Source organism: Streptomyces sp. NBC_00885 (assembly GCF_045207475.1).
Lineage (GTDB): Bacteria > Actinomycetota > Actinomycetes > Streptomycetales > Streptomycetaceae > Streptomyces.
The window spans coordinates 4,770,220-4,789,754 of record NZ_CP108796.1; the positions used below are offsets into that span (position 1 = coordinate 4,770,220).

Genomic DNA, 19,535 nt, shown 5'->3' on the forward strand with positions numbered 1-19,535 from the left:
ATCCTTTTGGAATTGTCCGAGGGGAGACCACTTCTGGCCGAAGTGTCTGAGTGCGTCTCAAGACCTATTGGATTCACGCCACTTGATCATCGCGACCGGTGCAATGAGGCCGTGGGGACATGCTGCGGCCGCGACGGCCTCCCCTCCGCGCCGCCGCGGCCGCACCCCGTCGAAGTGAAGTCCTGAATCAGCCCTTCGGCGGGAGGGGGGCGTGGTGGTCGCCCTGGGTCGTGGCCATACCGTCGCTCAGCAGCTGGGGCGGCACAGGCGCGTGGTGGTCACCCATCGTCGTGATGGTGCTGTCGGCGGGCGGCGCCGGGGCGTGGTGGTCGCCCATGGTGGTGATGCCACCGTCGGCCGGCGGGGCGGGCGCGTGGTGGTCGCCCATGGTGGTGATGCCACCGTCGGCGGGCGGGGCGGGGGCGTGGTGGTCGCCCATGGTGGTGATACCGCCGTCGGCGGGCGGCGCCGGGGCGTGGTGGTCGCCCATCGTGGTGATCTCTTCCTGATTCGGCTCTTTCGTGCTCATGGTGTCCCCCTTGGGATGTGCAACATGACCGAAGGCGGCCTTCTGCCCGGAGACTCCCCCGAGGGTCGCCGGACAGAAGGCCAGTGGACCTGCCGCCCTCCGCTGAGGTGACGGTCCCGGCGATCCGCCTGCCCCCCGACGCGACGGATCGAATGCTGTTGAGCATGTCGGACGAGCATAAACATTCGATGAACGCCCTGGCATAGGTGTTGTCTTCAACATCCCGAATGCCTGGCGGCGCTTGCATTGAAGACACTCCCTGGTGCGCTCAGGCCGCACCGGTGAGCGGAGTCAGCAACTCCCGGACTTCCTGGGCCTCGGGCGCGCCCGTCTGCTCCTGCAGCAGCAGTGCCTCGCGCCAGCAGGCGCGCGCCCGGTCCGGCTGGCCGAGGCTGTCAAGCGCCTTGCCCAAGGTGACCAGCACATTGGCGCGGGTGCGGTCCCCGCCCATGCAGCCGATCGCGAGCGCCTGCTCGGCAGACTGCGCCGCGCGGGCCGGGCGCCGGGCCGCGAGATGCGCCTGGGCGATACGGAAGTGCGCCGTACCTTCCCACAGCCGCTGCCGGTTCTCCTCGAACCGGTCGAGGGCCTGCGCCAGTTGCTCCAGCGCCTCGGTGTGGCGACCGGCCTGGGTGAGGGCGACCCCCAGCGCGTACTGCGCGTTGGCCAGCCGGAGGGTGTGCCCGATCCGGTCGTAGATCGCGATTCCCTGCTCGGCCAGTGCGATGCCCTGCTCGGTGCGGCCCATGGCGACATGGATCCGAGAGAAGGTGCACAGGGCACTGGCCTCACCGGGAAGATTTCCGTCGGCGCGGGATCCCTCCCTCGCCCGGCGCAGGTGTGCCTCGGCCTCCTCGTTGCGTCCCTGTATGAAGGCGATGATGCCGCGGTCGTTGTCGGACCAGTACACGGGCACCGGGTCCTGCGCGGCGAGCGCGAGCACAGCCGCCTGCTTGGCCTCTTCGTCCGCCTGCTCGTAACGGCCCGCCACCATATGGACGTTGGTCAGCGACGTCCGGACGCGTCCTTCGGTGCGGGTGTCCCCAGCGGCGCGTGCCGCGTCGAGTGCCGCCAGGGCGACCGACTCGTACACCTTGGAGTTCGCGCCGGACTCCGCCAGATCCTGCGCAACCCACAGCAGGTCGACGGCGGCCCGGAGCCGCGCCCCACCGGCCGCCTGCCGTGCGCAGGCCAGCAGGCAGTGCGCCTCCGCGTAGAACCAGTCCTGTGCTTCCTCCCGGTCGGTCAGGGCGAGACCCGCCTGACCGGTGGGCTCAAGATGGTCCACCAGACGGTCGCAGGGACGCTCGATCGCGTACACCTTCGCCGCCGTCGCCAGGTAGAAGTCGAGCAGCCGGGAAAGGGCCAGTTCCCGTTCCACCTGCGGGTGTTCATCGCGCTCGGCGCATGCACGCGCGTAGAGACGCACCAAGTCGTGGTAGCGATACCTGCCCGGCGCCGCCGACTCGACCAGGGAGGTGTCGACCAGCGCCTCCAGCAGGTCCTCGGTGTCCTGGGGCGACAGGTCGAGTACGGCCGCCGCCGCGGCCAGCGAGATGTCGGGGCCGTCGGCCAGGCCGAGCAGGCGGAAGGCGCGGGCCTGGGCGGGCTCCAGCTGGCCGTAGCCGAGTTCGAAGGTGGCCTTCACCGCGAGGTCGCCGGCCTGGAGTTCGTCCAGGCGGCGGCGCTCGTCGGCGAGCTTCGCCGCCAGCACCGAGACGGTCCAGGTGCGGCGGGCCGCCAGCCGGGAAGCGGCGATACGGATCGCCAGCGGCAGGAACCCGCACGCCGCGACCACGTCGAGCGCCGCCTCCCGCTCGGAGGTGACCCGCTCCTTGCCCACGATCCGGGTGAAGAGCTGCAGCGCCTCCTCCGGCGACATGACGTCCAGGTCGACGAGATGCGCCCCGGCCAGGTCGACCATCCTCACCCGGCTGGTGATCAGGGCCGCGCAGCCCGCCGTGCCGGGCAGCAGCGGGCGGATCTGGGCGGCGTCCCGAGCGTTGTCCAGCAGGACCAGGACGCGCCGGCCGTCGAGCATGGACCGGAAGAGCGCGGCCCGCTCGTCCAGCGAGTCCGGGATGGCCGAGTCGGCGACGCCGAGGGCCCGCAGGAAGGCGCCGAGCACCGTCTCAGGATCGGCGGCGCGGTTGCCCGCGCCCTGCAGGTCGACGTACAGCTGGCCGTCCGGGAAGTGCGGTCTCGCCTCGTGCGCCACATGGACGGCCAGGGTCGTCTTGCCGACGCCGCCTATGCCCGCGAGCGCGGAGACTGCCATGACCGAACCCTCGGCGGTGGCGAGCTGGTCGCGCAGTTCGCGTACGAAGGAGGCACGCCCGGTGAAGTCCGGGACGGTGGCGGGCAGTTGCGCGGGACGGGTGACTTGCGGGGACGGGGCGGGCTCCTCGCTGGGGCGGGCAAGTTCCGCATCGGCCTGCAGGATGCGCTGCTGGAGCGTGGAGAGTTCGGGCCGCGGGTCGACACCCAGTTCGTCGGCGAGCAGCCGGCGGGTGTCGGCGTACACGGCGAGCGCTTCGGCCTGCCGTCCGCTGCGGTACAGCGCCAGCATCAGCAGCTCGCGCAGCCGCTCGCGCAGCGGGTGCGCGGCGGTGAGCGCGGTCAGCTCCGAGACCGCCTCCGCATGGCAGCCGACCTCCAGATCGAGGTCGAGCCCTGCCTCCAGAAGCTGGAGCCGCCACTCCTCCAGACGGGCCCGCTGGTTCTCGGCGTACGGCCCCGGCACACTGGCCAGCGGCTCGCCGTCCCACAGGCCCAGCGACTTGTTGATCAGCGCCCGGGCGTTGCAGCGGTCCCCGGCGGCCCGGGACTTCTCCGCCTCGGTGGCCAACTCCTGTGCCACCGCGAGGTCGAGGGCGTCGCGGCGGACGCGAATCGCATAACCGCCGGACTCGCTGACCAGCGCGTTCGCGGAGAGGACCTTGCGCAGACGGGAGGCATACGTCCGTACGGCCGCGAGCGCCTGGGAGGGCGGGGCTTCGCCCCAGATCGCGTCGATCAGCTCGGAGGCGGTGGCGGTACGGCCGTCGCGCAGCAACAGCGCGGCCAGCAGCGCGCGCTGCTGGGGCGAGCCGGACGGGAGGCTCTCCCCGCCGCGCCAGGCGCGTACCGGGCCGAGCACGCTGAAGCGCAGGTCAACGACGCCGCTGTGCTCCGGAGCGCGCTGCTCCGGTACGCGTGGCCCGCTGTCACGGTCCATAGCTGCCCCCTGCCCCCGTACTGCCGGAATCGCCCTCGACAGTCTGCCTTGTTCGGGGCGGCCCCGTCAGCAGCGGGGCACCTCATCCTGGCTCTCCCCCGGCCGGACTGCGGGGTAACCCCGGTCCTGTGAAGGCCGTGTGTGATCTTCGTCAAGGACTGCGGGTCAACGGCGGTGCGCGTCAAGGGCGTCCATCAGCTGACGGATCGTCAGATCGGCGCTACGGTGGAGCGTATGGAGACCTTCCCGAAGATCATCTCGGTGGACGACCACACGGTTGAGCCCCCCAACGTCTGGCGGGACCGGCTCCCGTCGAAGTACCGGGACATCGGACCGCGCATCGTCCGCGCGCCACTGAAGGAAATGACCTTCATGGGCGGAAAGTTCGCCCCGGTGATGGGCGCGCAGGGGGACGACGGGCCGATAGGCGACTGGTGGGTGTACGAGGACCTGCACCGGCCGCTGACCCGCCTCGACACCGCCGTCGGCTACGACCGCGACGAGATCAGGCTCGAGGTCATCACATACGAACAGATGCGGACGGGGTCCTTCAGCGTCCCGGACCGCCTCGCCGACATGGACGTCAACCATGTCCAGTCCGCGCTGTGCTTCCCGACCTTCCCGCGCTTCTGCGGCCAGACCTTCACCGAGGCGAAGGACCGCGAACTGGGGCTGCTCGGGGTGCGGGCGTACAACGACTGGATGGTGGAGGAGTGGTGCGGCCCCGACGCGCACGGCCGCCTGATCCCGCTGACCCTCATCCCGCTCTGGGACGCCCACCTCGCCGCCGCCGAGGTCCGGCGCAACGCGGCGCGCGGTGTGCGTGCCGTGGCCTTCTCGGAGATCCCGCCGCACCTGGGCCTGCCCTCCATCCACACGGACGAGTGGGACCCATTCCTCCAGGCCTGCGACGAGACGGGCACGGTCATCGCGATGCACATCGGCTCGTCGTCGAAGATGCCCTCCACCTCGGCGGACGCCCCGCCGGCCGTCGGCTCGACGATCACTTTCGCCAACTGCTGCTTCTCGATGGTCGACTGGCTGATGAGCGGCAAGTTCGAGCGCTTCCCGAACCTGAGGGTCATGTACGCGGAGGGCCAGATCGGCTGGATCCCGTACATCCTGGAACGCGCGGACGTGGTGTGGGAGGAGAACCGCGGCTGGGGAGGAGTGGCGGACAAGGTCCACCGCCCGCCGTCGGAGCTCTTCACGGAGCATGTGTACGGCTGCTTCTTCGACGACGCGTTCGGGCTGAAGAACCTGGACGCGATCGGGGTCGGGAACGTCCTGTACGAGACGGACTACCCGCACTCGGACTCGACGTGGCCGAAGTCGAAGGAGGTTGGCGAGTCCCAGATGGGCCACCTGGCGCCGGACGTGGTCGACCGGATCGTAAGGGGCAACGCGATCGAGCTGCTGGGCCTGACACCGGAAGGCCTGTGGGCAGGCCCGGGGGTGTGACTGGGGCAGCGCCACCACTCGCCGCGGCGACATCCGCGACTACGGTCTCGTCGGGAGGCCCGGGCCAGGACTTAGGACACGACGGATGCGCCGGCGGCCGTCAAGGCTGGTTGCCCGCTCAGCCTTCGGCCCAGGCTTCTTCTTCCCGCCGCGCGGCGTCGTAGGCGCGGCGGGCGTCTCCGACCTGCGGAAAGTGCGCTTGGGACCAGTCCGTGATGGCGCCGAAGAGGGGTACCAGGGTGCGGCCCAGGTTGCTGATCTCGTACTCGACCCTCGGGGGGATCTCGGCGTGGTAGGTGCGGATGATCAGGCCGTCGCGTTCGAGCTGGCGCACGCGCTGGGTGAGGACTTTGGGGGTGATGGTCGGCAGGTGTCGCTGCAGTTGGTTGAAGCGCAGCCGGCCGTGGTGTTCCAGGACCCACAGGATGGGGGTGGTCCAGCGGCTGAACACCAGGTCGATCACCGGGTTGATCGGGCACGCCTGCTCTACGGGATCGGTCACGGCTGCTCCCTCTCCTTCTCGGCCCCGTCATCGCCGAACCAAGGGGCACTTTCCTACGGGAAACCACTATACGCAGGATACTAGCCTGGTGGTGTCAGGGCAGCGGGCCCCGGTGTCCCGCCGGAGTCGCTGCTGGAAGAGCGGCCCGCTCATCGCGTAGGTGAGAGGTCCCGCGACCACAGACGAGGCATCACCATGACGTTCCCTGTACTGCCCGAGCGTGAAGGCGACCGGCCCGAGACCGGGCCCGAAGTCCCGCACCTGCAGCTCACCCAGACCAGCCCACCACAGATCAGGGAATTGCTGCTGCAGTGGATGGACATTGCGCTGCCCGGCACCGTCTGGGGCCGCAGCGAGATCTCCGCTCCCAGCTCGCGGGCACTGTTCCTCGACGCGGTCGCCCCCGCAAAGGGCGCCGTGCTGTTGCCGCCCCGCGGTGATGCGGAGTTCGCACACCTGCACGCCGACGGCAGCCTCCACCTGGCCCTGGAGCCCTCCGACCACGCCGCGTTCCTGTCCTCCGGCTGGGGAGAGAAGCACCCGCTCTACCACCTCGGCATCAACGTCGTGATGTTGTACGCCCCCCGCAGCCAGGCTGACCTGGAGGTGGCCAAGAAGGTCATCGCCGCCTCGTACGAGTACGCGACCGGCCACGCATCGCCCGCCGCGGTTGACCCTCACCCGCCGACGCGCCGGTGGCCCGTCGGCAGTACTCACCAGCGCACCTCGTAGCCGAAACCCTCTCCGACCGGCCGCCGCGCAAATCTGCTTTTGCCCCGACGGGGCCGTACAGCAGCGGCCCGTCTTCCCAGTCCCTCCTTCCTGCTCATGAACGGTCACCATGTCCTACCTGCTTCACATCGACTCCTCTTCGCTCGGGGCCAATTCGGTCTCGCGCCAGGTCGCCCAGTCCTTCCGCGACTCCTGGGACGGGCCGGTCGTCCACCGGGACCTGGCCACCTCGCCTGTGCCTCACCTGAGCGCCGCGGGCATATCGGTCTGGGGCACTGACCCTGCCCGGCACACTCCGGAACAGGCCGCGGCCGCCGCCGTACAGGACGAACTCATCCACGAGTTCCTCGGAGCGAGCGCCTACCTGTTCACAGTGCCGATGTACAACCTCACGATGCCCTCAGTGTTCAAGGCATGGCTGGACCAGATCATCGTCAAGGGCCGCACCTTTGGGCTCTCGGAAGGGCCTGCGGCGGCCGATCGTCCGGCCCTGCTGATCTCCGCCCGCGGCGGTGGCTACAGCCCTGGTGCTCCTCATCACGGCAAGGACTTCGTCGTGCCGGCTCTGGAGCTGATCCTCGGAGACTCTCTCGGTCTTGATGTGACCGCACTGACTCCTGAGCTGACGATGGCGCCCGTGGCCCCGGCGATGGCCCATCTCGTCCCGCTTCACCAGGCATCCCTGGCCGATGCACACGAGCGGGCCCGCCTGCAGGCCGAGAAGGTCAGCCAGCAGCTCGCCGCCTGACCGTCCGCCGGGAACCCGGCGCCCGTTGCCGAGGTGGGGTCACCTGAACTGCCCCTCGGCGACGAAGGAACAACACACCTTGCGGAGAACCCCATGCCCAAGCTCACCACAGGGCGAGCCCTGCTCACCCTCACCTCACTCGTCACCATGACCGGCGCATACCTCGCCGACTGGAACGAAACCCACATCTACAACCCCGACTGGCCACCTCACGCCAAGTTCCACAACGCCCAGACCATGAGCATGGGAGCCGCGCTCGGGCTTATGGGCCTGTACCTGCTGTGGGTGCACCGCGACGCTTGGTCACCCTTCCGGCTTCAAGTCATCGTCGGTGCGGCGTCGGTGTACTGGATCACTCAGCTGTCGGCGATCCTCTACCCTGGCACCGCGCTCGTCGATGGGGACTGGGTACCTCCCATTCAGCCGCCACTCGCAGGAACCATGCTGGCCCTCAACGCCCTTGCGTACGTGCTCGAGCGACGACGAATCGAGAGCCGCACGGCGTAGCACTGCTTCAGCCGCCCGCGGCGTTGTGGCGCGCCGCCCCCACCGTCACCATTCAGGACATGACGCTGAGCCTTACCGACGCCGAAAAGATCCTCGCCGACAACTTCGCCCCCTGGGTGCTCGACCTCGGGCTCACGGTCGCCGAGACCGGAGAGACGCATGCCGTGCTGCGGCTGCCCTGGTCCGGCCGGCTGGCCCGCGAGGGCGGGGGCATGTCCGGGCAGGCGCTCATGGCCGCCGCCGACACCGCGACCGTGATCGCGGTCGCCTCGGCGCGGGGGGCGTACGTGCCGATGACCACCGTGCAGCAGTCCACCAGCTTCCAGCGGGCCGTCCTCGACGCGGATGTGCTGGTCGACGCCCGGATCACCAAGCTCGGCAAGCGCATGGCGTTCGCCGACATCACCCTGACCGCCGAAGGGTCGCCGGACGTGGTCGCGCGGGCAAGCACGGTCTACGCCCTGCTCGGCTGAGAGGCCGTTGTCAGTGGCCCGGTGTTCAATCGGAAGCATGTCCAACAGACGCGAGCGAGCCAACGCCGACCCCCTCTCGCACAAGCCCTCCGACCAAGACGTCGTCATCAGGGACGAGGACTGGTACGGACGCGATCTGTCCGGACAGAGATTCACCCGGCACACCTTCTACGACACCGACTGGACCGAGGTCGTCGACGACGGCGGGATCTTCGACGAGTGCACCTTCTTCGGGGTGCGTTTCAATGCCTCCCGGCACACCCATGCCGCCTTCACCAACTGCACCTTCAAACGGTGCTCCTTCTTCGACACCCGCTTCGAGCAGTGCAAGGCCGTCGGGAGTGTCTTCCAGCAGTGCACCTTCAGCCTGATCTCGGTGACCGGCGGCGACTGGTCGTACGTCGCGCTGCCCGGTGCCGATCTGCGCAAGGCCGTCTTCGACGGTGTGCGGATGCGGGAGGCGGATCTGACCGCCGCCCGGCTGGAGGGGGCGAGCGTCGTCGGGGTCGATCTGTCCGGGGCCTTGCTGCACGGGTCGAAGCTCATAGGTGCCGATCTGCGGGGCAGCGACCTCTCCGCGCTCGACCCGCTGACCGTGGAGCTCGCGGGCGCGAAGATCGACCTGGAGCAGGCCGCCGTCATCGCCACCGCGCTGGGGTTCGACGTGACCTGAGACCGGTTGCCGCCCGCCCACCTCTTGTCTGATGGATCGTCAGGTACGACGATGGGCCCCGTCCAGCCGGTTGACGGATCGTCAGGCCAAGGCGGAGGAGGCGCACGGTGCACGTGCAGGTACTGCCCAAGGGGCAGCTCTCGTACGGAATGCAGCTCCCGGTCCAGTCGCAGAGCACCATCTACGCGGAGCCGTGGGAGGCCGCCGCCGGTGCCGAGGATCTCGCAGAGATCGCCCGGGCCGCCGACCGGGCCGGATTCACCTACCTGGCGACCTGCGATCACGTCGCCATCCCGCGGCGGCTCGCGGATGCCATGTCCACCGTCTGGTACGACCCCGTCGCCACGCTCGCCTTCCTCGCCGGGATCACCGAGCGCGTGCTGCTGCTCAGCCATGTCGCCGTCGTGGGGCTGCGGCACCCGCTCGTGAGCGCCAAGCAGTACGCCACCCTCGACCATCTCTCCGGCGGGCGGCTGATCCTCGGGGTCGGGGCAGGGCATGTCCAGGAGGAGTTCGAGGCGCTCGGCGTCGACTTCGCCGCGCGCGGGGCCGTACTCGACGAGACGATCGACGCGCTCAGGGCGGCGCTCGGCGAGGAGGAGTTTCCCGAGTTCGCCGGGGAGCGGTTCTCCTTCAGCGGGCTCGGGCAGCGGCCCAGGCCCGCCCAGTGCCGGATCCCCCTCTGGGTCGGCGGCTCCTCGCCGGCCGCCGTGCGCAGGGCCGCCGTGCGCGGCGACGGCTGGCTGCCCCAGGGTGACCCCCGTACCAGGCTTCCCGACCAGATCGCCAAGCTGAAGGCCCTGAGAGAAGCGGCGGGCATCACCGCGCCCATCGAGATCGGGGCGATCACCGAGCCGCTGTATGTGGGCGACGCGGACTGGGAGATCGGACGCCGCACCGTCAGCGGAAAGCCCGAGGCCATCGCCGAGTCGCTGCGCGCCTACGCCGCGATGGGCGTGCACCAGATCCAGGTCCGCTTCCGCAGCCGGAGCCGAAGTGAACTCACCGACCAGATCTCGGCGTTCGGCGCCGACGTGGCGCCGCACCTGAACTGACACCGGAACTGCCCAGCACCTGGACCGACCGCATCTGGACCGACCGCATCTGAACCGACCCCGCACCTGAACCGAGGAGATTGGCATGGGAAAGCTCGACGGACGCGTGGTCCTGATCACCGGCGCGGCGCGCGGCCAGGGCGAACAGGAGGCGCGGCTCTTCGCGGCCGAGGGTGCCCGGGTGGTGCTCGCCGATGTGCTCGACGACCAGGGCGAGGCTCTCGCCAAGGAGCTGGGCGAGGGCACGGCCACCTACCTCCGTCTCGACGTCGGCCGGGAGGACGACTGGAGGGCCGCCGTCGCCGCCGCGAAGGACGCGTTCGGGAAGATCGACGGGCTGGTCAACAACGCGGGCATTCTGCGCTTCAACGAGCTGGTCTCCACGCCGCTGGAGGAGTTCCAGCAGATCATCCAGGTCAACCAGATCGGCTGCTTCCTCGGCATGCGCACCCTCGCGCCGGAGATCGAGGCCGCCGGCGGCGGCACGATCGTCAACACCGCCTCGTACACGGCCCTGACGGGCATGGCGGGCGTGGGCGCGTACGCAGCGACGAAGCACGCGATCCTCGGCCTGACCCGGGTCGCCGCGCTGGAGCTGGCCGCGAAGAAGATACGCGTCAACGCCATCTGCCCGGGCGCGGTGGACACCCCGATGAGCAATCCGGACGGCGTGGACCCGGCGGCGGTGGGTGCGCTGTACCAGAAGCTCGTGCCGCTCGGCCGGGTGGGGCAGCCGGAGGAGGTGGCGCGGCTGGCGCTCTTCCTGAGCGGCGAGGACTCCTCGTACATCACCGGACAGCCCTTCGTCATCGACGGCGGCTGGCTGGCCGGAGTGAGCCTTTTCTGAGCGTGCCTGACGATGCGTCAGCTATTGACGGCTCACCCGCGCGGTGGAACAGTCGGGCTCATCCAGATCTGACGGTTCGTCAGAAACATCAGGACGGTGGTGAACCCCCTTGGAATTCGGGCTCTTTGTACAGGGATACGTCGGCAAGCGCGCCGAGACCGACCCGCTCGCCGAGCACAAGGCGCTGATGGAGGAGACCGAGTACGTCATCCAGGCGGACAAGTCCGGGTTCAAGTACGCCTGGGCCTCCGAGCACCACTTCCTGGAGGAGTACTCCCACCTGTCGGCCAGCGATGTCTTTCTCGGCTACCTCGCGCACGCGACGGACCGGATTCATCTGGGCTCGGGCATCTTCAACCCGCTGGCGCCCGTCAACCACCCCGTGAAGGTCGCCGAGAAGGTCGCCATGCTCGACCATCTCTCCGAAGGCCGCTTCGAGTTCGGCTCCGGGCGCGGGGCGGGCTCGCACGAGATCCTGGGGTTCATACCGGGCGTCACCGATATGAACTACACCAAGGAACTCTGGGAAGAGACCATCGCAGAGTTCCCCAAAATGTGGCTTCAGGACGAGTACGTCGGCTTCCAGGGCAAGCACTGGTCGCTGCCGCCGCGCAAAGTGCTGCCCAAGCCGTACGGGAAGTCCCACCCCGCCATGTGGTACGCCGCCGGGTCGCCGCCGTCGTACGCCATGGCGGCCAGGAAGGGCCTCGGCGTGCTCGGCTTCAGCGTCCAGAAGGTCTCCGACATGGAGTGGGTGCTGGAGCAGTACAAGACGGCCATCATCGAGGCCGAGCCGGTCGGGGACTTCGTCAACGACAACGTGATGGTGACGTCGACCGCGATCTGCGCGCCGACGCACGAGGAGGCGGTACGTATCGCGGCGGGCGGCGGGCTGCACTACCTGCAGTCGCTGGTCTTCCGGTACCACGACACCTTCCCGCGGCCCGAGGGCTTCCCCGTGTGGCCGGAGACCCTGCCCGAGTTCAACGAGGAGATCATCGAGCTGCTCATCGCGGAGGAGCTGCTGATCTGCGGTGATCCGGACGAGGTCTTCCGCCAGTGCAAGAGGTGGGAGCAGGCGGGGGCGGACCAGTTGTCGTTCGGGATGCCGATCGGGATCTCCCGGGAGGACACGCTGCAGTCGATCCGGCTGATCGGTGAGCACGTGATCCCGAAGATCGACACGGATCCGGTGCACCGGACGACGCGTTTCCGCGGGGCGGCGGGCTGAGGGTCCGGCTGCGCCTGCGGCGGGCCTGTTCCCCACCCCGCCCCTTCCCGAACTGGGGCTCCGCCCCAGACCCCGCGCCTCAATCGCCGGCGGGGCTGGATGTGCGGCAGGGCCGCACATTCAGCCCGTCCGGCGTTTGAGGACATGCGGCCGAAGGTCGCATCCGGGTCTGGGGGAGGGCGGGTAGGGGAAAACCCCCCGCCCCCACAGAACGGCGGCGGCCTCCCGGACCGCCGTCCCCGGGCTCCGGCCGGGTGCCCGTCGGCAGCGGCCTGCCGCACGCGCCCCGGCCGGAGCCATGAAACGGCCAGGACGGCCAGGACGGCCAGGACGGCCAGGACGGCCGAGAACCAAGACAGCCAGGACAACCAGGACGACCAACACCGCGCTGAAGGGACCGTCATGCTCGACCACCTCATCCGCTCGGCGACCGTCGTGGACGGAACGGGCGCCCCCGCGTACGTCGCCGACGTCGGGATACGGGACGGGCGCATCGCCGTCATCGCCGCCCCCGGGACCCTCGACGAGGCGGCCACGACGAGCGAGGACGCGTCCGGGCTCATCCTCACCCCCGGGTTCGTCGACCCGCACACGCACTACGACGCGCAGCTGTTCTGGGATCCGTACGCGACCCCCTCCATGAACCACGGCGTGACGACCGTCGCCGGCGGCAACTGCGGCTTCACGCTCGCGCCCCTGAACCCCGACCGTCCCGAGGACGCCGACTACACCCGCCGCATGATGTCCAAGGTGGAGGGCATGTCCCTGGTCGCCCTGGAGGAGGGCGCGCCCTGGAACTGGCACACCTTCGGGGAGTATCTGGACGCCCTGGAGGGGCGGATCGCCGTCAACGCGGGCTTCATGGTGGGGCATTGCGCCCTGCGCAGGCATGTCATGGGACCCGACGCCGTCGGCGGGCAGCCCACGCCCGGGCAGCTGGACGAGATGCTCAGGCTCTTCCACGACGCGATGGACGCGGGCGCATGGGGGCTGTCCACCACCCAGTCGTCCACCCATTCCGACGGCGACGGCAAGCCGGTCGCCTCCCGCCACGCGAAGCCGGAGGAACTCCTCGCGCTGTCCCGGGCCGTCGCCGAACACGAGGGCACCCAGCTCGAAGCGATCGTCGCGGGCTGCCTGGACCAGTTCGCCGACGAGGAGATCGACCTCTTCGTCGAGATGACCGCGGCCGCCGGACGGCCGCTGAACTGGAACGTCCTGACCATCGACGCGTCCGTGCCCGAGCGGGTGCCGCGCCAGCTCGTGGCGAGTGAGCGCGCCCGTAAGGCCGGCGGCCGCATCGTCGCCCTGACCATGCCGATCCTCACCCCCATGAACATGTCGCTCGGCACCTTCTGCGCGCTCAACCTCATCCCCGGCTGGGGCGAGATCCTCGGCCTGCCCGTCCCCGAGCGGATCGAGAAGCTGCGCGACCGGGCCGTACGGGAGGAGATGCTCCGCCGGGCCGACAGCAAGGAGGCCGGTGTCTTCCGGCGCCTGGCCAACTTCGGGCGGTACGTCATCGGCGACACGTACTCCAGGGAGAACGAGGGCCTGCGCGGACGCGTCGTGAAGGACATCGCCGCCGAGCGGGGCCAGGAACCCTTCCACTGCCTCGTCGAGATCTGCGCCAACGACCAGTTGCGTACGGTCCTTTGGCCCATGCCGACCGACAACGACCCGGCCTCCTGGGAGCTGCGCCAGCAGACCTGGCAGCACGAGGACGTCATGCTCGGCGGCTCCGACGCGGGCGCGCACCTGGACCGGATGTGCGGTGCCCCGTACACCACCCGCTTCCTCGGCGACTGTCTGCGCGGCCGCAGGCTGCTCGGCCTGGAGGAAGCCGTGAAGATGCTGACCGACGACCCCGCGCAGCTCTTCGGCCTGCGCGAACGCGGCCGCGTCCAGGAGGGCTGGCACGCGGACCTCGTGCTGTTCGACCCCGAGCGGATCGAGGCGGGCCCGGCCACGCTCGTGCACGATCTGCCGGGCGACAGCCCCCGACTGGACTCGCGCGCGATCGGCATCGTGTCGGTGCGCGTCAACGGCGTCGAGACGATACGGGACGACGAGGTGACGGGCGCGGTGCCGGGCACGGTGCTCAGGTCGGGCCGCGACACAAGGACCGTGAGTACCCAGTGACGCAGAGGCTGTTCATAGGAGGGGAGTGGGCCGAGCCCGACGGCGGGTACTACGACGTCGTCAACCCGGCGACCGAGGAGGTCGTCGGGCAGGCCCCCGAAGCGAGCCGGGAGCAGGTGTACGCCGCGGCCACCGCCGCCCGCGAGGCTTTCACCGTCTGGTCGCGCACCAAACCGGAGGAGCGGGCCCGGATCCTGGACGCGGCCGCCGATGTCATCCAGCGCGAGGCCGAACCCTACGCGGCGCTCGCCCGGGCCGAGAGCGGTGCGACCACCGCCACCGCGCGCGGTATGCAGGTAGCGGTGGGTGCGGCGCGCTTCAGGCGGTACGCGAAGGGCGCGCTGGAACCGGTGGAGCAGGGGCTGCCGCCGCAGATCAACGCAGCAGGACCGATGGGGAAGGCGGGCGTCTTCGGGGCGCTCGCCGTACGCCGCCCGGTCGGCGTCGTCACCTGCATCACCTCGTACAACAACCCCTGGGCCAACCCGGCAGGCAAGGTCGCGCCCGCGCTCGCCATGGGCAACACGGTGGTCGTGAAGCCCGCCCCGCAGGACCCCCTGTCCGTCTACAAGTTGGCCGAAGCCCTCGCGGAGGCGGGCGCACCGCCCGGCGTCGTGAACGTGGTGACCGGTTCCGCGCCGGCCGTCGGCGAGGCCGCGGTCGACTCCCCGGACGTCGACATGGTCAGCTTCACCGGCTCGACGGCAGTCGGGCAGCGCATCGCCGAGGTCTGCGGCCGCGGGATGAAGCGCCAGCTGATGGAACTGGGCGGCAAGGGCGCGGCGCTCGTCTTCGACGACGCGGACGTGGACTTGGCGGTGATGGGCATCGGCACGACGTTCTCCTTCTACAGCGGCCAGATCTGTACGGCGCCGACGCGGGTGATCGCGCAGCGCGGGATCTACGACGTCCTGGTCGAGAAGCTGACCGGCTATCTGACGTACATGAAGGTCGGCGACCCGGCGGCACAGGGCACGGTGGTCGGCCCGGTGATCTCGGCGGCGCACCGCGACCGGGTCGAGTCGTACATCGAACTGGGCAGGAAGGAAGGCGCGCGCCTCGTCGCCGGCGGCGAACGTCCCGCGTTCGAGAAGGGTTTCTACGTAGCCCCGACACTCTTCGCGGACTGCACGAACGACATGCGGGTGGTGCGGGAGGAGATCTTCGGCCCGGTGGTGGTCGTGGTCCCCTTCGACGACGAGGACGAGGGCGTCGCGCTGGCGAACGACAGCGACTACGGCCTGATCGACTACGTCTGGTCGGGGGACGTGGCGCGGGCCTTCCGGGTCGCCGGGGAACTGAGGGCGGGCGGGGTCGGCGTGAACACGATCGGCCGGAACATGGAGGCGCCGTTCGGGGGGTTCAAGAAGAGCGGCGTGGGCCGGGACGTGGGCTCGTACGCGCTGCACGCGTACAGCGAACTGCAGGCGGTGGTGTGGCCGGGCTGAGCCGGCGCCCACAGGGCGGTCGTGGTCAGCTGACGCGGCCGACGTGAATGACCACGATGGTGATCGTCCCGTCGGCGATCTCGTACATCACGCGGTACTGGCCGACGTGCAGGCGGCGCAGATTCGGTGAGCCGTACTCGGCTGAGCCTGACGGACGTGGGTCGTCCGCCAACAGGTCAACCACGGCGTAGACCTGCCTCAGGCCGTCGGGGTCGTCCTTGAGGAAGCGCGTCGCGGTGTCGGTTGCCCGCAGCCGCCAGATGATCTGATGGCTCACTCACGCCCCAGGCCCAGTCGAGAGCCGACCTCCTCGTGGGGGACACCGACGAACGTACCCGCGGCTTTCTCCGCCCGGTACTCCGCGAGAGCCAACGCGTCCTCAAGGTCGGCCAGTTCCTGCGGGTTTATCAATACGGCCGCGGGCTGACCGTGATCGGTGATGGTGATGCGCTCGCGGGCGTGCGAAGCCCGGCGGACGAGTGAGCCGAACCGGGCGCGAGCTTCGGTGATGGGCAGCGTCTCGTTCATGGCGAAAGTGTACACTTCGCGCTCCTTCGAGCGGGATGGTCGGGGAAACTTTCACAGGGGTTGCAGTTCTGGCGTCGTAGCCTTTTGGGGGCGATCCCGCGTTCCAGCCGGCGGTCGACAGCTGGTGCAAGCCGGTGGATGTCACGCTCGGCGAGGAGCAGCCGTGGGTCGTTCAGTCCGAGCCTGCACTGTGAATTGGCATATGCGCCAGCTGAGTTGGGGTGGATCACTCGTGTGAGTGACGGGCATGGGGCGTCGAGCCGCACCGGGCGGCAGTCCACCGGAGCGAGGGAACCGAATGTGCGGACGCTGCGGGGATTTCGGTGCAAGCCGGGCCTATCCCTTCTCACCCCGTTCGCCCGGAACCCACCCGCGCCTCCAGCCGCCCCAGCACCCTGCGCCCCGCGCCCCCCACCCCCACCGGGATCAGTGCGGCGCGGCCCGGGATGCGGATGCCGCCCGTGAAGGCGACCCGGGTGCGGCCCTCGCCGCTGGGGGTTGCCGCCACTCCCATCAGGATGAAGCGGCTCTGGAGCCAGATCCAGCCGGGGCGCATTACGCCGTCGAAGCGGGCCCGCGGGCCGAAGCGGCTCCGCGCCACCGCCTGGACGCGGTCGCCGTCGATCCGGGTCACCCGCAGGCCGCGCATGTCCGGGACCAGGCGGGCGAGTTCGCCGTCCAGGTCGGCCAGGAGCGGCCAGACCTCGGCATAGTCCGCCTCGATCTCGCCCTCGGTGATCAGGGCGCCTGGTACGCCCGCGGCCAGCGCGTGCAGCCGCCGCACCGGGTCGAGGTCCGCGGCGGGCGGCCAGTTGGCGGTCGTCATGATGACCACGCCTTCCTGAAGGAGTCCCGGGCCCTGTGCAGCCGTGACTTGACGGTGCCTACGCGCAGGCCGAGCAGTTCGGCCGCGGACTGTTCGTCGAAGCCCTCGATGTCCCGCAGGACGAGGACCGCCCGGTGTTCGGGCGAGAGCCGGGTCAGTACGTCCCCGATGTCTGCGGCGAGTTGCGGATCGCCCCGCTGGGGGAGGGTTGCGAGATCGACCGGTACGGCACGGGCCGACCTGCGGGCCACCCGTACGGCCTCCCGGCACGCGATCGCCCGCACCCATCCGTACAGCGCCGCCGGTTCCTTCAGGGAACGCAGTCCGCGGAAGACGGCGACCAGCGTCTCCTGGACGGCGTCCGGGCCGTCGGCCAGGGCGATCGGGGTGCAGATGCGGCCCGCGTACGGGGTGAGGACGTCCAGGAGTTCGTTCATGGCGATGGTGTCGCCGCGCTGGGCGGCGCGCACCAGCCGCTCGACATCGTCGTCACTCAACTCCGCTCCCTGATCCGGCCCGACCCGCCGGACCCCCTCGCCACGCGCAGTGCCGCGGCCGCCAGAGCCAGGCACAGCGGAGTGTAGAGCGCCAGATTGAGCCAGTAGAAGGTGTCTCCCGCGCCCTCGTCGAGGCCCGCGCGCAGCCCGAAGGCCCAGCCCAGACCGACCAGCCCACGTAGCGCCGTACCGCAGGCGACGGCAACCGTGGCCGCCTGGAGCAGTCGGCCGCGGCGCCGCGCCCGTGCGGTCACCAGGCCCGCCGCGGTGAACAGCATTGCGGCGAGCGGCAGGAGCACGGGCGGGGTGAACGGCACATCGGCGCCGAGCACCGCGTACGACAGGGCTTTCGTGTCGTCCGCCGGCCAGTGGCTGCCGGTCGCCCAGAGCACGTGCAGCAGCCCGTCGGCGGTCAGTACGGCCGCCACGGCGCGGGCGGCGGTCCGCCGGTTCGTCTCCATCACAACCTCCTCGGTGAGCGGATGCGTCACCCCACAGAGGAGCCGAACCGGCGATTCGTTCCGACGAGTTCGCAGTAGGTCAGGCGCCGAGGAAGATCGGGTTCGTGAACGCCGCCAGCGGCCCCGGCAGACCCGGAACCACCACCGCGTGCCGGACCTCCGCCCGCACATACGTCGCGTACTCCGGCGTCGTCCGCCACTCCACCGTGCCCGCTCCCTCCGGCGGCAGCGTCACCGTGTGCAGCACACCCTGGTCGGTGACGAAGCGCACCGAGCAGCCCGGCGCGCCCGTCACCTCCAGCCGTACCGTCACGGGGGTGTCGTCGTCGGCCCGGAGCCTTTCGCCGATGTCCGCGTGCTGCCCGCGGCCGCCCGCCGCCGAGAAGGACAGCGTGATCGCCTTCGACTCGGCGACGTACGAACGCCCCGCGCGGATGCCGTCCAGGATCGCCTCCCGCGTCAGGGCCTCGGCGAGGACCACTGTCTGCGGCGTGCCGACCGGGTCCGGCGAGCGGTGCGCGTCGCTGTTGCCCATCGCGGGTGTCCAGCGCCTGCCCGAGCGTGCGGCCGCGACCAGCGTGTTGTCCCAGGCCTGGAGCGAGACCTCGTCGTCGGGCGTGTACGCGCCGTTCCACACCTCCACCGCGTCCGCCTCGCCGAACCCGAACTTCCAGTTGCAGCCGATGCAGGTCGCGTGCGGATGGGCCGGGACGACCAGGCCGCCCGCCCGCCTGATCTGGCGCGCGTAGTGGCCAAAACGGTTGTCCTTGGCCCTGTAGCGCCAGTCGACGAACGTCCCGGGATCGATGCCGAGCGCCACCACGTGGCCGTTGCGCGTGGTGACCTCCTCGCCGGTGAGGATCAGCAGGTCGTCGCCCGCCTGGTCGGCCCAGTGGGCGTGCGAGGAGTGCGTGTTGTGCTCGGAGGTGTTGATGAAGTCGAGCCCGGCGGCACGCGCGAGTTCCGCGATCTCGGCGGGGGTGCGCTTGCCGTCGGAGTACCAGGAGTGCAGATGGCAGTCACCCCGGTACCAGGCACGGCCGCGCCCCTTGGCCCGCTCCGGCGGATAGACCGGCCTGGGGGTGGTGCCGGGCTCACCGAACCGCAGCGTGATGGAGACTTCGTACGCGAGACCCTGCGGCGCGACCGTGTACGGCCCCAGCGCGATGTACCAGGTGCCCGCCCGCACGGGCCCCGGGACGTAGCCCGGCGTCGCCTCGTCCGCCCGGATGAAGAACTCCGTGCGCGCCCCGCCCGACCAGCCCCGAAAACCCTTTCCGCCCAGCTCGGTGCCGCGCTCGTCGAAGATGCCGATGTCGAGCGCGTTGCCCTGGGTGCCGGGCGGGACGACGGGCCGCTCGTAGGTGTACGCGACGTGGATCTCGCGTACGCCCTTCGGGATCTCGACCGGCAGATAGACGAAGTCGGGGGAGCCGGGCGGCAGTGTGCCGCGCACGACCTTGGTCGGTTCGGCGGCGGTCGGCCCGCCGTCGTTGGGTGCGGCGTTCGCGAAGCTCACAGTGCCCAACGTAAGCGCCGTAGCGGCTCCCGTCACGAGCAGTCCTCGTCTGTCCATCGCGTGTTGTGCGTGTCCGTCGTTGCACATGCCGTCGGCTCCCCGGGGTGAGTGAGGGGGACAGGAGTGGTGTACTCAAACC

Annotated in this window: 20 protein-coding genes; 11 read left to right on the plus strand and 9 right to left on the minus strand. The window is 70.1% G+C overall.

Annotated elements, in window-relative coordinates:
- Nucleotides 1-187: 187 nt before the first annotated feature.
- Together OHA61_RS21690 and OHA61_RS21695 are read right to left on the minus strand one after the other, a co-directional pair.
- Nucleotides 188-529: a hypothetical protein gene (locus tag OHA61_RS21690; RefSeq protein WP_406304412.1), complete on the minus strand. Its 342-nt coding sequence runs from the start codon at nucleotides 527-529 to the stop codon at nucleotides 188-190.
- A gap of 268 nt (nucleotides 530-797) precedes the next feature.
- Entirely contained in the window at nucleotides 798-3,746 is a 2,949-nt protein-coding gene (locus OHA61_RS21695) for a BTAD domain-containing putative transcriptional regulator (protein ID WP_406304413.1), read from the minus strand.
- 234 nt (nucleotides 3,747-3,980) lie between these two features.
- Here OHA61_RS21695 and OHA61_RS21700 point away from each other — a divergent pair, with 234 nt between their 5' ends.
- Complete coding sequence (locus OHA61_RS21700) at nucleotides 3,981-5,207, plus strand: amidohydrolase family protein (protein WP_406304415.1); 1,227 nt, start codon at nucleotides 3,981-3,983, stop codon at nucleotides 5,205-5,207.
- Nucleotides 5,208-5,325: 118 nt separating this feature from the next.
- Here the strand turns inward: OHA61_RS21700 and OHA61_RS21705 are convergent, their stop codons facing one another.
- Nucleotides 5,326-5,709 carry a winged helix-turn-helix transcriptional regulator gene (locus tag OHA61_RS21705; protein WP_406304417.1) on the minus strand — a complete coding sequence of 128 codons (384 nt, stop codon included), beginning with the start codon at nucleotides 5,707-5,709 and terminating at the stop codon, nucleotides 5,326-5,328.
- Between the two features lie 195 nt (nucleotides 5,710-5,904).
- Between OHA61_RS21705 and OHA61_RS21710 the strand changes: the two genes are divergently transcribed.
- From OHA61_RS21710 to OHA61_RS21755, 10 genes are all read left to right on the plus strand, one after another.
- Complete coding sequence (locus OHA61_RS21710) at nucleotides 5,905-6,441, plus strand: luciferase family protein (protein WP_406304418.1); 537 nt, start codon at nucleotides 5,905-5,907, stop codon at nucleotides 6,439-6,441.
- 109 nt (nucleotides 6,442-6,550) lie between these two features.
- Nucleotides 6,551-7,189, plus strand: a complete 639-nt coding sequence (locus tag OHA61_RS21715) for an FMN-dependent NADH-azoreductase (RefSeq protein ID WP_406304419.1) — start codon at nucleotides 6,551-6,553, stop codon at nucleotides 7,187-7,189.
- A 93-nt stretch (nucleotides 7,190-7,282) separates the two neighbouring features.
- A complete protein-coding gene (locus OHA61_RS21720; protein WP_406304420.1) occupies nucleotides 7,283-7,696 on the plus strand; it encodes a DUF6640 family protein in 414 nt (137 codons plus the stop codon).
- Nucleotides 7,697-7,755: 59 nt separating this feature from the next.
- On the plus strand, nucleotides 7,756-8,169 hold the full coding sequence (locus tag OHA61_RS21725) for a PaaI family thioesterase (RefSeq protein ID WP_406304421.1): 414 nt from the start codon (nucleotides 7,756-7,758) through the stop codon (nucleotides 8,167-8,169).
- A gap of 37 nt (nucleotides 8,170-8,206) precedes the next feature.
- Nucleotides 8,207-8,842, plus strand: a complete 636-nt coding sequence (locus OHA61_RS21730; RefSeq protein ID WP_406304422.1) for a pentapeptide repeat-containing protein — start codon at nucleotides 8,207-8,209, stop codon at nucleotides 8,840-8,842.
- A gap of 149 nt (nucleotides 8,843-8,991) precedes the next feature.
- Entirely contained in the window at nucleotides 8,992-9,897 is a 906-nt protein-coding gene (locus tag OHA61_RS21735; RefSeq protein WP_406307417.1) for an LLM class F420-dependent oxidoreductase, read from the plus strand.
- Nucleotides 9,898-9,982: 85 nt separating this feature from the next.
- Nucleotides 9,983-10,744, plus strand: coding sequence for an SDR family NAD(P)-dependent oxidoreductase (locus OHA61_RS21740; protein ID WP_406304423.1), 762 nt, complete (start codon nucleotides 9,983-9,985; stop codon nucleotides 10,742-10,744).
- Between the two features lie 109 nt (nucleotides 10,745-10,853).
- Complete coding sequence (locus tag OHA61_RS21745) at nucleotides 10,854-11,975, plus strand: LLM class flavin-dependent oxidoreductase (protein WP_361913861.1); 1,122 nt, start codon at nucleotides 10,854-10,856, stop codon at nucleotides 11,973-11,975.
- 402 nt (nucleotides 11,976-12,377) lie between these two features.
- A complete protein-coding gene (locus OHA61_RS21750; RefSeq protein WP_406304424.1) occupies nucleotides 12,378-14,117 on the plus strand; it encodes an amidohydrolase family protein in 1,740 nt (579 codons plus the stop codon).
- Nucleotides 14,114-15,565 carry an aldehyde dehydrogenase family protein gene (locus tag OHA61_RS21755; protein WP_406304425.1) on the plus strand — a complete coding sequence of 484 codons (1,452 nt, stop codon included), beginning with the start codon at nucleotides 14,114-14,116 and terminating at the stop codon, nucleotides 15,563-15,565. Before OHA61_RS21750 ends, OHA61_RS21755 begins: the two co-directional genes overlap by 4 nt.
- A gap of 25 nt (nucleotides 15,566-15,590) precedes the next feature.
- On the opposite strand, the gene OHA61_RS21760 is transcribed toward OHA61_RS21755, so the two are convergent.
- The 6 genes from OHA61_RS21760 to OHA61_RS21785 all read right to left on the minus strand — a co-directional run bounded on the left by OHA61_RS21760 (nucleotide 15,591) and on the right by OHA61_RS21785 (nucleotide 19,483).
- On the minus strand, nucleotides 15,591-15,842 hold the full coding sequence (locus OHA61_RS21760) for a type II toxin-antitoxin system RelE/ParE family toxin (RefSeq protein ID WP_406304426.1): 252 nt from the start codon (nucleotides 15,840-15,842) through the stop codon (nucleotides 15,591-15,593).
- Nucleotides 15,839-16,093 carry a type II toxin-antitoxin system Phd/YefM family antitoxin gene (locus OHA61_RS21765; protein ID WP_406304427.1) on the minus strand — a complete coding sequence of 85 codons (255 nt, stop codon included), beginning with the start codon at nucleotides 16,091-16,093 and terminating at the stop codon, nucleotides 15,839-15,841. Before OHA61_RS21765 ends, OHA61_RS21760 begins: the two co-directional genes overlap by 4 nt.
- 346 nt (nucleotides 16,094-16,439) lie before the next feature.
- A complete protein-coding gene (locus OHA61_RS21770) occupies nucleotides 16,440-16,919 on the minus strand; it encodes a hypothetical protein (RefSeq protein ID WP_406304428.1) in 480 nt (159 codons plus the stop codon).
- On the minus strand, nucleotides 16,916-17,356 hold the full coding sequence (locus OHA61_RS21775; RefSeq protein ID WP_406307418.1) for an RNA polymerase sigma factor: 441 nt from the start codon (nucleotides 17,354-17,356) through the stop codon (nucleotides 16,916-16,918). Before OHA61_RS21775 ends, OHA61_RS21770 begins: the two co-directional genes overlap by 4 nt.
- 56 nt (nucleotides 17,357-17,412) lie before the next feature.
- Entirely contained in the window at nucleotides 17,413-17,877 is a 465-nt protein-coding gene (locus OHA61_RS21780) for a DUF3995 domain-containing protein (protein ID WP_406304429.1), read from the minus strand.
- Nucleotides 17,878-17,956: 79 nt separating this feature from the next.
- Nucleotides 17,957-19,483 carry a CehA/McbA family metallohydrolase gene (locus OHA61_RS21785; RefSeq protein ID WP_406304431.1) on the minus strand — a complete coding sequence of 509 codons (1,527 nt, stop codon included), beginning with the start codon at nucleotides 19,481-19,483 and terminating at the stop codon, nucleotides 17,957-17,959.
- Between the last annotated feature and the right edge of the window lie 52 nt (nucleotides 19,484-19,535).